This is a genomic window from Flavobacterium sp. LC2016-12 (assembly GCF_015351595.1).
In the GTDB taxonomy this organism is placed as follows: Bacteria; Bacteroidota; Bacteroidia; order Flavobacteriales; family Flavobacteriaceae; genus Flavobacterium.
Genome location: NZ_JADKPT010000001.1, coordinates 891,382 through 906,352, shown reverse-complemented (window position 1 = coordinate 906,352; position 14,971 = coordinate 891,382). Strand labels below are relative to the sequence as shown.

Sequence of the window (14,971 nt, the reverse complement as noted above, 5' to 3'; positions counted from 1 at the left end):
AAACCAACTACAAAATGAAACTCTTAACATTGTTTCTTCTATTAGTAGTGCTTCCTATAAACTGGGAACCTGACTTTAATAATGCAAAAAAAATTGCAAAGGAAAAACACGAATTAATTTTATTGAACTTCTCTGGATCTGACTGGTGCGGTCCTTGTATAGTGTTGCGCAGAGACTATCTTGAAAGTGTTGTTTTTACAGAAATGGCAAATGCCAATTTAGTATTGGTAAATGCTGATTTTCCTAGAAAGAAGAAAAATATTGGTATACCGGAACAAGTAAAACGTAATGAAGATTTAGCCGAAATTTATAACAAAGAAGGTAGTTTCCCTCTAACCCTTCTTTTGGATGCTGATGGCAAAGTAATCAAGACCTGGCACGGTAAACCTGAAACTACACCTGAACAATGGACTGCAGAAATAAAAGCGATCTGTGATAGTAAAAAATAACATATTAAAAAATCAAAAATATTCGCAATCCCTAAAACTCATGGGAAACAACTTTACTATTACAGTTGTAGCCGGAAATGAGAAAACAGGAAATGAGAATATCAATCTTGCCATTGAAGAAATCAGAAGGATCGAAAAACTGTTCACTACTTATAAAGAGGACAGTCAAACCAATCTGATAAATCAAAATGCAGGAATAGAGCCTGTCAAAGTAGATCAGGAGGTCTTTAATCTTATTGAAAGAGCTGCGGGAATTTCGAAAATTACCCAAGGAGCTTTTGATATTTCGTATGGAAGTCTTGACAAAAGTCTGTGGAATTTTGACAAAACAATGACCAGTCTTCCTGCCCCTCAGACAGCAAAAAAAATGATCCACCTTATTAATTACCGAAATATTATTCTTGACAAACAGAATTGTACTGTTTTTCTAAAAGAAAAAGGAATGCGAATTGGTTTTGGTGGTATCGGAAAAGGTTATGCCGCAGAAATGGCTAAACAAATACTGCTTAAAAATAATGTTCATAGTGGTATTATAAATGCCAGTGGAGATCTCTGTGCCTGGGGACTACAACCAAACGGTCAAAAATGGACTATTGGTGTAGCCAATCCTGATGCCCCAAATGCTGCTTTTTCTTATATGGAGATATCTAACAAGGCAGTTGCCACTTCTGGAAATTATGAAAAATTCGTAACCATCAACGGAAAAAAATATTCGCATACTATTGATCCCAAAACGGGACTACCGATAACCGGAATAAAAAGTGTTACCATTATCGCTTCAAATGCTGAATTTGCTGATGCAATGGCCACTCCAATAGCGGTTATGGGAATTAAGGCAGGATTGTTTCTAATTGACCAGATTCCGGATCTATATTGTATTATTATCGACGACAACAATAAAATTTACACTTCAAAAAACATCAACCTGAAATGAAAAAGCCAAAACAAAAAGCGCTCGTAATATTATTATGTAGTATTGCTTTTACAGGCATTCTACTCACCTCCTGTACTTCGGTAAAAGAATACCAAAAAGGAAAAATCAACGATTCTGAAATGGTACTTTCTAACAGGAAAATCGAAAAGACAGAACTCAGCTTTCAATCCTACCGTGAAGGAGCTTCCGGAGCAAATTCAGGAAAAAGCGGCGGCGGCTGCGGTTGTAACTAATTTTCATAAAATTAAAAATGAAAAGAATATTCATTACAGGATTTGCCTTACTGGCATTATTTCAGGTAAGAGCGCAAAATGTACCTACAGATTCCACAGCTTACAAAAGCAGAAAATTAAAATTGGAAGAGGTAAATCTGGTTTCCAGTTATTATAAACAAGACGGAAACAATTCTGCTGTTACAGGAGGAATTGGTTCTGAGCATCTTACTGACATCGCCAATACTATTGATATTAAGTTAGTCAAGTACGGAGAAACGGGTATAAAGCATACCTTTGATATTGAAGCAGGTATTGATCACTATACCTCTGCATCATCAGATATGATTGATTTGAGTGCCAATTCATCGGCATCCTCTTCAGACAATCGTTTTTATCCATCATTAACTTATTTCAGAGAAAATGAAGAGAAAGGAAGAACACTTGGAATCGGTGTCTCATCATCAACCGAGTTTGATTACCAGTCTTTTGGAGGAAACATTAGTTTCTCACAAAAAACAAAAGACAAAAACGGAGAATTTACAGCTAAGTTTCAAACCTTTATCGATCAGTTAAAACTAATTGAACCGGTTGAACTGCGTCCACCAGGCCAAGAAGGTTATGGCAGTGCCAATCGAAATACTTTTGCAGGAACTTTGAGTTACTCGCAGGTTATAAACAAAGACCTGCAGATAATGCTTGTAGGAGATGTTATCAGTCAAAATGGTTATTTGAGTCTTCCATTTCACAGAGTTTATTTTGAAGATGGTTCTGTTCATCAGGAAAAAATGCCGGATACCAGACTGAAAATTCCACTAGGAATCCGTGCCAGTTATTTCGTAGGCGACAATATAATTATCCGCGCTTACTACAGGTATTATACTGATGACTGGAGTTTAAAAGCTCATACCGCTGATCTTGAAATTCCGATAAAACTAACGCAGGCATTCTCACTGAGTCCGTTTTATAGATATTATACTCAAACCGGAACGAAGTATTTCAAACCATATGGTGAACATACCCCAGCCGATGAATACTACACCAGTAATTATGATTTGTCAAAGTTTGACAGTAGTTTCTTTGGAATGGGCATGAAGTTTACGCCGTTAAATGGAGTCTTTGGACTTAAACACTGGAATACTTTAGAACTTCGTTATGGTCATTATACTAGAACTACAAATATGACTTCGGATATTATTAGTATTAACATTAAGTATAAATAGTCAAAACTAAATTCAAAATTACATTCATTAAAAACCACCAAAGTCGTTTGAGGATGGTGTTTTATAATTTTAGATAATCAGTGCTCTTTTATTTAGGAATCATTTATTCAGGAATTAAACAAACTTTCAAAAAGAACTGTGGTAATTTTGATCTATTAGGAAATTGGAGGGGATACCTTGCTTACCATAAAAAGCTAAGACGATTTTAATGCTACTCTCATAAAAAAAAATAAAGTTAGATACAAATTTCCATCAATCCCCAACAGGATATCCAAACCAAATCACCAAAGCCACTGGAAGACAGATAACTACATATAATAAGCCAATTTCTTCAAATCATCCAAAAAAAATGTTGAAATTTGTCCCGTGGGGGTCACCACAGCCAAAAGGCTCCAATTGAACACAATTGGAGCCTTTTTTTATTTAAAAAAACATTAAGTTATATTTTTTGTTTTTATTTCCATTTTTACAACCCTTTTAATTTCGTTTATTATTTGAAACAAATAAATTAAGTTTTGATAACTGCTGGTGGACTCCATTCATCTTTTAAAGTTTTTTCTTCAGGCCAACCAAACAAATTGGGTGTTATAGAAGAAGGTGCTTATGCCGACCTTATATTAGTAGATGGAAATCCTATTTTAAATTTGAGTATAATGGAAGATTATGACAAAACATTATTGTTGATTATAAAAGATGGAATCATTTATAAAAATATACTTGACAAATAATATCCAATATGATAAATAGATTGTTTAATAACTTTTTCTTGGGTTTTGTCGCATCTGTCAGAATCAAATATAAGAATTTAAGTAATTTAAAAGTTAGCCTGCCAACTTACAGAATGATTTAAACGTAGTTATCCCTGGTTCAATCATCTGATTCTTTCTCAACATATGAACAACTTCAATTCCGCTCAATGTTCGTCTGGCCGATTCAAAACTTTTAAAACCTAATCCATTTTATATGCGCCACTTGATAAAACGATGATCCTGTTCTGCAATATTGTTGAGATATTTACACTGCCGGATTTCAATCTTTGAGAATGGATGTTTATTATATACTTTGATTGCTTCGGTATTAGAACCGATTTTATCAATATTTATTATTCTTGGCCGGCAGGTATTACTAATTGCTTTAATTAGAAATGACTGAACACTCATTCTCTGTCTTTTTCTGGTCAATAGAAAGCCTACTGTATTGCCTAATTTATCTACTGCTCTATATAAATAACACCAAATGCCTTTTACTTTGATGTAGCTCTCATCTAATCTCCAGCTCGCTCCCACTCTGCCTTTTCGCTTCTTCATCTCTGACTCAAGCAAAGGTGTAAACTGATAATCCCAGCGCTGAATTGTAGCATGATCCACAAGCACTCCTCTAATTTTCATTATTTCCTCAACATCATGGTAACTAAGTGTAAATATTAATTTAAAATACACTGCCTGAAGAATAATATATTTTGGATAACAATGACCTTTCGCATTCATTTTTTGATGGGTTTAAAATTCTAAAGATAAAAGTTATTCCCAGATGCGACAGAACCTAAAACTACAGTATTACTTTTTCTTTTTATTATTTCTTCCCCACCAAATTAAAAACCCGCTAACAGGAAGAAATGCACAAAACAAAGAGATAAATGACGCTAAAATTTTGGTTGGCAAACCATATATACTCCCCGTATGAATGGCTAGATTACTGTTTCTCCACTTTGCTCCAAGCGTTTTATCCTCCTGTTTAACCGTATAATAATTTTCGGCTGTCCGGCTGTTGTAAGTGTAGACATCCGACTCATCCCAACCTGAAGTTCCTTCATGTTTGATAAACGAATTAACAGGTACTGAAACTTCTTCTAAATTTTCTGGAATTGATAATCCGATAGCCGACCAATTTGGAACTTTTACTTTAATATCAGCTACGATATACTGCAGCGGATCCATAATTTTATTAGATTTTTCTTTACTTATTTCAGGTGTTTTACTCCACACCTTTTCAGGATCATTACCAAGAAGAACATAAATTCCATTCGTCCACCATTCAAAAGTCCAGACAAGTCCTGTCGCCGCAAAAATTAGAATAAACAGAAAAGTATAAATACCTCCGATATTGTGAATATCATAATTTTTACGTTTCCATTTGGTAGTATTTTTCCAGCGGAACCAAACTCGCTGCTTCAGCGCTGCTTTATTTTTTGGCCACCATAAATAAATACCTGTAACGACTAAAATAAAGATAAATAAAGTGGAAAAACCAACCACGTAATGGCCAATATCATATGCAAGCAGCAGATTTTGATGCAGTACTCTTAGATTATATATCCAATCGTACTTTAAATCTACTTCACCTAACTCTTTTCCAGTATATTGATCAATAAAAATGTTGCTGTAAATTTCGCAATCACCTGCCGCTGTCCAATGCGGTTTAATATTTTCTACATAACTTGTAAAATAATAACTTTTCTGCGGATCGCTGCTAATTTGAACGTAATCTGCCTCAGGGTGTTTTTGCCTTACAATAGAAACAAGAGTATCCAAAGGCAGAATCGTATTTTTAACCTCAGGCACAAAATATTTTTCATGGTGATACCATAAAGAGAGCTCTTCATCCCAAACATAAATACTGGATGCAAGCATACTTACAAATACTACCACCCCAGTCATAAGACCAATCCATAGGTGAATTTTATTAAAAATTTTTCTCATCAATTATTTTGGCATATAAATCGCTCGCAAAAATATATTATTTTTATTCAATCTTAATCTACAGATATAAAAAAAAAATAAAATTGAAATTTGGCCTATCAATTCGCCTCTTTTACCACATTTGACAGCAATTAGTAATAAAGTAGTTCTAAAATTTACAGTTAATGTAATTCACGTTAACTGTCAAAAATAAAAGGATCCAACCTTTAAATCTTCTAATTCATTAAATAACACACAGTTAATTCTTTATTGTTTTTATTTAGAATAATTAAAAATTATTTTGTTTTAACAATGCTTTAGGAGTATATTTGCAAGCAATTAATCTATAGATTTTAAAATAATGCGCGCACTAGGATTTAAATTTTTATTAGCCTTTTTTTTAATTACAGCCAATATTTACAGTCAAAATAGCAAAGTCAAAATTTCTGGAATTGTACTATCCAATACTGGTAAAGCAGCAGAAGGTGTTTCTGTTTCGCTAAAAGGAACTTCTTACAGTGACTTCACTAACGAAAAAGGAGAATATGAAATTAGCGCATCGCCAGGCAGCTATAAATTGGTAATCAGCTCTATAGGCTTCAAACCAAAAGAAATAGAAATAACTTTAGAAAAGTCAGATCTAAAAATTAAAAAAATAAGCATAGAAGAAGATACTGCTGCTTTAGATGAAGTTAAGGTTACCGGAAAATCAAAAGAACAGCATGCGCGTGAACAGGCATTTAATTTAAATGCTATTGAACTCAAAAAATTATATAATACTTCAGCAGATTTAAATCAGGTTTTAAATCGCACTTCAGGAATTCGAATTCGTGAAACCAGTGGTTTAGGGGGTGATTTTAACTTTTCTGTTAATGGATTATCGGGCAAACAAATCAAATTTTTTATTGACGGTATTCCAATGGAAAATTTTGGAAGCACCATGTCTTTAAATAATATACCCATAAATTTAGCTGAACGCATTGAAGTTTACAAGGGTGTAGTGCCAGTTTCGTTAGGAGCAGATGCATTAGGTGGCGCTGTTAACATCGTTACCAACCAAAATATCAATAATTATCTGGATGCCAGTTACAGCTATGGCTCATTTAATACACATCGAGCGGCATTATCCAGCAGATACACCAGTGAAAAAACTGGATTTACAGTTGGTGTAAATGGTTTCTATAATTATTCAGACAATAATTATATCATGAAAAATATCACTTTATCTGGTCAAAGTACTCCTGGCAATTTCAGAAGATTTAATGATGGTTTTGAATCAACCATGGTACAAGTCGAAACTGGTTTTAGAAATAGAAAATGGGCAGATATTTTTCTTATTGGTTTTCAATATGCCGACCGTTATAAAGAACGCCAGACAGGCGCTACTCAGGAAAATATTTTTGGAGAAGTCCACTCTACCGGAGATTTTACAATGCCAAGCATAAAATATAAAAAAGACAATTTTTTAATTGACGGATTAAGTGCCAATTTGTATGCCTCTTATGCAATAGACAAAAGTACCAATACGGATATCTCAATCAATAAATATGACTGGAACGGCGAAGTGATCGATACGCACCCAAATTTTGGAGAGCAGGGATCATTTCAAATTTTTAAATATGAAAATAAATTTACAATCGGCCGTGCGAATTTTGGTTATAAACTCAATGAAAACAATACATTCAGTTTCAATTACAATTTAAGCAACAGTTCAAGAGAAGGTATCAATCACTATAATTTAAGCAATCAGGAATCCAATGCATTGGATGTTCCTAATAAATTAAATAAATCAATCGCGGGATTGGGCTGGGAAAATCAATCTTTTAATAATCGCTTAAGCAGTTCTGTATTTGTAAAAAATTATCGTTTGCATACTTATATCAGAGAAGCGGTTTTTTATAATGCGACCGGTTATAAAAAAGAAGAGTCTGAACTTACCAATAATTATTTTGGATATGGTACAGCATTAAGATATAAATTTAATGATGTCAGCGGAATTAAAGCTTCTTTTGAACATACCTACAGAATTCCGGAAGTTGAGGAATTATTGGGAGATGGGATTAATATCCTTGCTAATCCTAAGTTAAAACCAGAGAGCAGTAATAATTTTAATCTGGGAGCTTATTATAAATTTATTTTAAAGGATTATGAATCCCTTTCAATTGAAGCAAATGGTTTTATAAGAAAAGCACAGGATTTTATTCTTTTACTTCCAGGCGGCATATTTTCTACTTACAGTAATGTTGGAAAAGTAGATATTACTGGTGCAGATGCCGATGTTAAATACACTTATAAAGCATTTAACGCTTCTTTTAATGCCAGTTATAACAATTCAATTAATAAAGATCAGGCATCTTCTGCCTATTTAGACAGAATTCCAAATCAGCCTTGGCTTTTTGCTAATGGAAATTTAGGATATGGAAAGGAAAACTGGCTAGGAAAAGATTCTAAAATTCAATTTGACTGGTACTCACAATACATACACTGGTTTTATCTAACGTGGCCAAGCAAGGCTTTTGAAGCTGGTAAAAGCAGAATTCCAACTCAGTTTATTCAAAATGCGAGCATAAGTTATTCCTTAAAAAATGGCACTTATAATATTGCATTAGACTGTATGAATATCTTCGATTCAGAGGCATATGATAATTACAAATTACAAAAAGCAGGAAGAGCTTTTTATATCAAATTAAGATACTTCATCAAATAATAATAATAATAATAATAATAATAATAGTAATTAACTTAAATTAATAATAATGAATACTAAATTGAAATTTCTAAGTTTATTGAGTTTTGCCCTACTAAGTCTTACTTCTTGTAGCAATGATGATAAAAAAGAAAGTGACGAAACGACAACCGGAGAAGAATTTGTTTTTGCAGGAGGCGTTGAAAATCCATCAGCAGCTTATATGCTGACATCAGGAACATTGGCTACTGGATCTGTAACTGCGAATGGCAGCGGAGCAGAAATAACAGGAAACGGCAGATTGTTTAAAAATGGGTTTTATTATAATCTGGCTAACGGAAAACTATCTAAATACAAGTTTGAAAAGAATATCCTAACTTTATCAAAAGAAATCACTTTGGCAGGTAATTCTTTATGGTCATATTGGTTAAATGACAACACACTTATTGTATGGAACGGATCAACTTCAGCTCCAAGTGCAGATCTTATTTACAACGTTGTCAATACAGATGATTTGTCTGTCACTAAATCAGGAACATTGACTGTTACAGGTTTACAGGCTACAGATAAAGCAATTTATCTCTCAGGATGTGTAATAAATAATGGAAAATTATATTTGCCATATACGGTTTATCATTCTGGATGGACAAGTACTTCTGTTGCTTATCTTGCATCTGTAGATTACCCTTCTATGAGTAATTTACAAATTGATACTGATACACGTTCTGGTGCTTTAGGTACATTTTCTACTTTAATGGGTGGTACTATAAAATACAATAATGACCTCTATATTATTACGGACTGTGGAGAACGTTGGGGATCTATCGCCGATAAACCAAGTGCTATTTTCAAAGTAAGCAATGGTGCTACAGAAATTAATTCTGACTACTTTTTTGATTTATCTGCAATTAGCAGCGGAAACAAAGAATTTTACGGCCTTTACGATCTAGGAAACGGAAAAGGAATTACACGTTTGGGAAGAAAAGATCTTCTTTTAACTTTCGATGATTACAGCGGTACGGACGTTTTTGAATATTATGTAGTTGACGTAGTGGCTAAAACTAAAACAAAATTAGATTTACCGTTAAGTCAGTACACAAGCTCTTCTCCTGTTTTTGTAGAAAACGGTAAAGCTTATATTTTAGTGTCATCCAAAACAAATGGTAAATTTGTCTACACTTACGATATCAATTCAGGCAGTTTAACAAAAGGTATTGAAGTTAAAGGTTTAGATTATGTAAACTGGATCTCAAGATTAAACAAATAAACGGTATAAACAACTGTTATTTAAAGGCTGGAATTTAATAATTCCGGCCTTTATTTATAATGGATTTTTTTTTGAAACTCAAATTAGCGTCGAGTTCACAATTGTGCTTTATTACTGCTCCTTTTAGGGCATAAAATTTCTTGTTTTTCTTTCTACTCAAAAGTATTTGAGTCTACAAATTCTAGTTATAAATTTCCTTTTTTAGCTCAAAGACGAATCATTTCAAAAGCAGTCTTATTTATTAAAAAATGATTATTTACACTTAATTACGTTAAATAGAATAATGCTTTTTGAAGTATTTCCAGCTGTATTTTATAAATCTTTGAGTCTACGATTTTTTTTCTACGTGCTATTTTGGGGATTAAACCTGATGGTTTTTTAAAGTACAATTTCAAATCTTCAAAAAGTTCTGCCTTATTTTTTGAAGCATCTATTAAAACTAAGTCTTTAATTTCTTCTATCAATGATAAACTATTGTAAAGATGTTTACTAAATAAGCAAACCGTAAAATTTGTTCTTATACTATCTAATTCGAAAAATTCTACCAGCTCTGAATAGTCATATACTACAAATACCGAATAATCAAAATTATCCAGTTTGTTCTTATTTTTCAGTAAAAAAGAGTCTTCAGAAAATTCAAATTCATCTTTAAACTTTCTTTTAAACATTTTTAAAAAAATTCCTTTATTATCCCGAACTAAAACTCTTTTTTTAATCATCTTTAAGAATTAATATTTATCTTTCTTATAATAATTTATACTCTAATTATATAGTGACAGGAAATTATCCCGGAATATAAAAAAGAGCCTGTTTTATATTCCGAACACTTTAAAAGACATGCTTAAAACAAGGAAAGAATTATTATTAAATTCAATTATAAACTCTGCGAAACTTTGAGTGCAAACAAGTATCAATTTTGACAAAAATTAATAAAAGACAATATTATTTCACTTCACAAAAAATAATAACCGATAGGGTTAATTTTTGCAAAATATTCCTGTAAATAATAAACGAAGAAAATGATTCTAACCAACATTAAGATTCGAAGTTCCTGTTGAACTCAAATTCTTAATTTTTTTAATTTTATCATTCAATTTCAAAACCCGATCCAATTGTTTTTGTTGAATCGTGTATTTCGTATAATATTTATACCATTCTTTCCCAATAAAAAAGGTTGTCACAGAAACTCCTGTAAGTAAACCAACAAAGTAATTAGTAATATCCATAATTTCTATTTTTTAGTTAAAAAGCATTTTTATCTCCTTTCAAGGTTACAATAACTGTTAATAAGCAAATTTTAATATCAGTGATTAAGCTCCAGCGCTGCACATATTCGATGTCTGTCGTAACGCGGCGCTTCATATCGGATACTTTTTTGGTTTCGCCTCTAAGTCCCGACACTTGGGCCAGACCGGTAATTCCCGGTTTGACAAAATGACGAACCATAAAATTATTAATATGACCATTGTAGTCTGAGGTATGTTTGACCATATGAGGCCGTGGTCCTACTATGCTCATTTTTCCCATCAGGACATTAAAAAATTGAGGCATCTCATCCAGACTAGTACGTCGGAGGAATTTCCCAATAGGTGTAATTCGGGAATCTTCTCTTTTTGCCTGTTCACTTTCATCCCCCATATTTACATACATACTTCGGAATTTATAACACCAAAAATTTTCGTTTTTTTTACCCGTTCGCATTTGTTTAAATAAAACAGGTCCTTTACTTTGTCTCTTAATAAGAATGGCTAACAAAGGATAAAGCCATGACAAAATGAAAATAATCACCAACATGCTGAAAACAAGATCAAATATTCTCTTAACTAACCGATTGTAGGCATTTTGTAATGGTTCAAAACGTGGTTTGATAACATGAAAATTGTTTAAATGGCTGGAATTAAAATGTTTTTTTGAAATGGATGAAAAATCAGGAACAAATTTCAAACGCATACAATGTTTATCTCCAAGCTCAAAGAAATAATTTAAATCTGAGATGAAATCGGGCTTAGATACTATGAATAATTCATTAATATTATCTCTGGATGCATTATCAATAGCTTCGGAAAGCGCTTCACTAAAATCTTCATTATTTATGTATTCAACGGAAGAATTTTCGTTGAGAATACCTACGAAATCAATAAAAAAAGAATTGCTCTCTAAATGAGATGCCAATTCGATACTTGTTTTGTTAAACCCCCATATAGCAACTGTATAACGTTTGAAAACCCATCCTTTAATTTGTCCTATAACTACAGTAAATAAAATTCTGGATAGCAAAAAATAGAACAGTAAAAAACTTATTTGAAATAAATTTGCCCTGCTACTAAAGAAGTACAATACATTATCCTGAAAAATAAATATATAACTATGCCACAATATTCTTTGTGTAAAGAAAGCACGCCAGCTATTGCGAAAAAAGGTTTCTAAACTGAAAAGGACATTTACTTTATATAATTGAAAATAAGTAACCGAGAATAACCAACTTAAAATTGTAATTGGAATCATCTTATTCAGAAATAAGGCATTCCATCCGATCTTTTCTTCACTTGCATAATTCAAAAACAGTATGGTACCAAATACCATCGCGATCATATCTACAATAGCACAGCAAATTATGAACGTAAATTTATGTCTGTTTCGCATTTCTGATTTTTTTTAAATAAATTGTAACCTACTGCCCCTATTACACTTCCAATAATTCCGTATAAAACATCCATTAAATCCGGACTTCTCTTATGAATTAAAAATTGCCCGCCCTCAGCTATACAAACAATTATTGCCGCGATACCAATATTTTGTATAAAATTGAAATTTTTAGCAGGATTTAATTCATTTGAATTCTTGTACTTCGTATAGGCTTCTAGTAAAAAACCGACAGCTATAAAAGGAATAGCAGTACGTAAATTATAATAATGATTACTCCACTTCAAAAGCCAGTTTGGTAAATAGCTTTCACTTTTAAGGCTGGGATCAGGTAACCAGGAAAAATAAAAAACGACAGCGATAATTAAAAGCAATATCATCAGAAGTATTTTATGAACCATTTTTTATCTTTTAATATTAATAAACAGTTTTTTGTTTGAGATGGATTTGTAGCGCCAGGCGATTATTAGGCTTCTTTCATCGTAAGGCCTCTTTTATACCAGGGACGTTTTATCTTTGCTTCCTGGTATTGATAACCATAGTTTAGTCCATAGCCATATGCGGTTTTCATATTTACTCCGTTTATAAGGATCCCTACATTTTTTAACTGCTCCTTCTTAATAAAATTATTTATGTGAACTAAATTACTTTTATCTGTAAAACCATATTTTACTACAAATACAGTAACATCAGCCAAATAACTAAAATTGAGTGTATCAGATACTATTTGTACCGGTGCAGTATCAAGTATTATAAAATCATAAAGCTTTTTTGCCTCTTCAATTAAAGATTCAAAATTAGAATTGGTTATTAATTGTGATGGATTAGGGGGAGCCTCTCCTGCAAATAAAATATCCAGGTTTTTAGAAAACATAGTATCTTTTTGCACGAATCCTTTCCAGTCATCACTTTTATTAGCCAGGAAATTGGTGAGTCCTAACTTACTTTTATCCACTTTAAAATAATCATGCAATTGAGGATTTCTTAGATCGACACCTATTAGCAATACTTTTTTATTGAGGTTGCTAACGGTTATAGCATTATGAAATGCACTAAAGGATTTCCCTTCTCCCTGAATAGAAGAAGTAAACAATATTACTCGTCCTTTCATTTCCTCTTTTTTTGGTAGTAAATAAGATATATTTGAAACCACAGTACGTGTTGCTTCTGCTATCATAGAACGTGAAGTAGCTGTGTTATCAAGTTTTTCACCATTATCTACTTTAGGAATGTACCCTACAATAGGAACATTAGACATTATTTTCAGAATATCGTCTTCGTTATGTATTTTAGTATCTAAGACTAAACGCAGGTATATGAATCCAAAAGGAAGAAGTAAACCAAACATAAAAGCACCCAGCAAAAATGATTTTGGTTGCGGAAAAATTGCTGTATAATTCGTTTCTGGCGCATTTAAAGTATTTAAATTTGATTCTAAAATCGCACCATTCAAAACAGCTTCTTCTCTCTTTTGTAATAATGCTACATAGGTTTCTTCTTTCATACTAAGATCACTATTGATATTGCCCAAAACTTTATCTTGCGTAGGAATGTTTTTAACTTTTGATTCGGCAATATTTTCTTCTGATTTATTAACTCTGTTATTTTGATTTAAAAAGTTTAAATAACCTTCTAAAGTATTCACTATCTGCTGCTTTTGACTAGTTAATTGGGTTATTAAAGTAATGTAGGCAGGATTGTTTTTTTGTGCTCTTTCCAGGATTACTTCACTCTCAAGAAGTTTTGCATTATAATTTAAAAGCATTTGATTGACTATCGGTGATTCTAAATTGTAATCTGTACCTAAAGTTTGGGTAGCACCAGATCTCTTAATATCGCTAATAGCATAACTAGTAAGCGTAATTTGTTTTTCATTAAGCATAGAGCTTTCTTTTTTCTGGCTTCTCTCGGCGGTTCTTTCGATAGCATAATTGTCCATTACCGCTATATCATTATTTTGCAAATATTTTTCTTTTACACTTTCAATAGAATCTTTTTCTTTAGTGAAACTTTTTATTCTTTGATTTAAGTAAGAAACCGTATTTGTAAATAATTTTTGCTTGTTGATAACAATATTTTTATCCAGCAAAACGATAATTTCATTTAATATTTTTCTTGAAAGCACAGGGCTTGAACCAGTGTGATTTAATTCTATTGTTCCTTTTGACTTTTCATCGGATAAAACAATAAGTGATGACTTTAGATTTTTTAAAGCAATAGCTGTAGGTTCAAGACTCACTTTATATTCGTTTTCGAAATAATAAGCTGGATTTTTCTTCGCTTTTTCAGATAACTGAATTTTAAATGGTAAACCTTTGATGATCTGATCTCCTTTGTATCCTTTAACGTTATATTGATCTTCGGTATCAGGATTTGTGATGGTAAATCCTTCTTTACTTACTTTAATGTCATAAGAAACTAGTGGTAATGAATCATTAGAAACCGTAAATTTTAAAATAAAAGGAACTTCATTTACATTATTATTTTGAATGGTATAAACTTTTTCAAAATAACTGATATTTAAATTCACATTTTTTACTACATCCATCAAAAATTCATTGGAGGTAATCAGGCGGATTTCTTCCTCTACATTATCATCATCACTTTTTTGATTCGTAGTGATGGTAATTATTTTTGTTTTGTCTTCTTGTTTTTTATCTATAAAGATCAAAGCCGAAGTTTGATATGTTGGTGGTACTATTTTGATAAAAATAAAAGCGGCACCTACACATAAAATTAAACTTAGCAAAAACCAAGGCCAATACTGTAAATACTTTAAAAACTCTTTTTTAAAATCCATAATTATTTAATTAAGTAGAAATGGTAGTACTATTTAAGAAGCACAACAAATTGAATGCTAAAATGAAAATTCTCTTCTA

Annotated in this window: 14 protein-coding genes; 7 read left to right on the top strand and 7 right to left on the bottom strand. The window is 32.1% G+C overall.

Going from position 1 to position 14,971, the window contains the following annotated elements; all coding sequences use genetic code 11:
• Nucleotides 1–14 precede the first annotated feature (14 nt).
• The 5 genes from IRZ99_RS03745 to IRZ99_RS03725 all read left to right on the top strand — a co-directional run bounded on the left by IRZ99_RS03745 (nucleotide 15) and on the right by IRZ99_RS03725 (nucleotide 3,546).
• Nucleotides 15–449, top strand: coding sequence for a thioredoxin family protein (locus IRZ99_RS03745; RefSeq protein ID WP_194655988.1), 435 nt, complete (start codon nucleotides 15–17; stop codon nucleotides 447–449).
• Nucleotides 450–489: 40 nt separating this feature from the next.
• Complete coding sequence (locus IRZ99_RS03740; protein ID WP_194655987.1) at nucleotides 490–1,383, top strand: FAD:protein FMN transferase; 894 nt, start codon at nucleotides 490–492, stop codon at nucleotides 1,381–1,383.
• Entirely contained in the window at nucleotides 1,380–1,616 is a 237-nt protein-coding gene (locus IRZ99_RS03735) for a DUF4266 domain-containing protein (RefSeq protein ID WP_194655986.1), read from the top strand. Before IRZ99_RS03740 ends, IRZ99_RS03735 begins: the two co-directional genes overlap by 4 nt.
• Nucleotides 1,617–1,633: 17 nt before the next feature.
• The gene (locus IRZ99_RS03730; protein ID WP_194655985.1) at nucleotides 1,634–2,818 is read left to right on the top strand and encodes a DUF3570 domain-containing protein; all 1,185 of its coding nucleotides are present in this window, start codon (nucleotides 1,634–1,636) and stop codon (nucleotides 2,816–2,818) included.
• Nucleotides 2,819–3,333: 515 nt separating this feature from the next.
• Nucleotides 3,334–3,546, top strand: coding sequence for a hypothetical protein (locus IRZ99_RS03725; RefSeq protein WP_194655984.1), 213 nt, complete (start codon nucleotides 3,334–3,336; stop codon nucleotides 3,544–3,546).
• A gap of 231 nt (nucleotides 3,547–3,777) precedes the next feature.
• On the opposite strand, the gene IRZ99_RS03720 is transcribed toward IRZ99_RS03725, so the two are convergent.
• Together IRZ99_RS03720 and IRZ99_RS03715 are read right to left on the bottom strand one after the other, a co-directional pair.
• Nucleotides 3,778–4,305, bottom strand: a complete 528-nt coding sequence (locus IRZ99_RS03720) for an IS6 family transposase (RefSeq protein ID WP_228519007.1) — start codon at nucleotides 4,303–4,305, stop codon at nucleotides 3,778–3,780.
• A 69-nt stretch (nucleotides 4,306–4,374) separates the two neighbouring features.
• The gene (locus IRZ99_RS03715; protein WP_194655983.1) at nucleotides 4,375–5,517 is read right to left on the bottom strand and encodes a PepSY domain-containing protein; all 1,143 of its coding nucleotides are present in this window, start codon (nucleotides 5,515–5,517) and stop codon (nucleotides 4,375–4,377) included.
• A gap of 340 nt (nucleotides 5,518–5,857) precedes the next feature.
• Here IRZ99_RS03715 and IRZ99_RS03710 point away from each other — a divergent pair, with 340 nt between their 5' ends.
• A complete protein-coding gene (locus IRZ99_RS03710; RefSeq protein ID WP_194655982.1) occupies nucleotides 5,858–8,203 on the top strand; it encodes a TonB-dependent receptor in 2,346 nt (781 codons plus the stop codon).
• A gap of 49 nt (nucleotides 8,204–8,252) precedes the next feature.
• Nucleotides 8,253–9,449: a hypothetical protein gene (locus IRZ99_RS03705; protein WP_194655981.1), complete on the top strand. Its 1,197-nt coding sequence runs from the start codon at nucleotides 8,253–8,255 to the stop codon at nucleotides 9,447–9,449.
• A 266-nt stretch (nucleotides 9,450–9,715) separates the two neighbouring features.
• Here IRZ99_RS03705 and IRZ99_RS03700 read toward each other — a convergent pair whose 3' ends face one another.
• From IRZ99_RS03700 to IRZ99_RS03680, 5 genes are all read right to left on the bottom strand, one after another.
• Entirely contained in the window at nucleotides 9,716–10,168 is a 453-nt protein-coding gene (locus IRZ99_RS03700; protein WP_194655980.1) for a hypothetical protein, read from the bottom strand.
• A 306-nt stretch (nucleotides 10,169–10,474) separates the two neighbouring features.
• Nucleotides 10,475–10,675 carry a hypothetical protein gene (locus tag IRZ99_RS03695; protein ID WP_194655979.1) on the bottom strand — a complete coding sequence of 67 codons (201 nt, stop codon included), beginning with the start codon at nucleotides 10,673–10,675 and terminating at the stop codon, nucleotides 10,475–10,477.
• 16 nt (nucleotides 10,676–10,691) lie between these two features.
• Nucleotides 10,692–12,092 (bottom strand): exopolysaccharide biosynthesis polyprenyl glycosylphosphotransferase, encoded by a 1,401-nt coding sequence (locus tag IRZ99_RS03690; protein ID WP_194655978.1) that lies wholly within the window; start codon nucleotides 12,090–12,092, stop codon nucleotides 10,692–10,694.
• On the bottom strand, nucleotides 12,062–12,493 hold the full coding sequence (locus IRZ99_RS03685; RefSeq protein WP_194655977.1) for a VanZ family protein: 432 nt from the start codon (nucleotides 12,491–12,493) through the stop codon (nucleotides 12,062–12,064). Before IRZ99_RS03685 ends, IRZ99_RS03690 begins: the two co-directional genes overlap by 31 nt.
• Nucleotides 12,494–12,558: 65 nt before the next feature.
• Entirely contained in the window at nucleotides 12,559–14,892 is a 2,334-nt protein-coding gene (locus IRZ99_RS03680; protein WP_194655976.1) for a tyrosine-protein kinase family protein, read from the bottom strand.
• Nucleotides 14,893–14,971 lie beyond the last annotated feature (79 nt).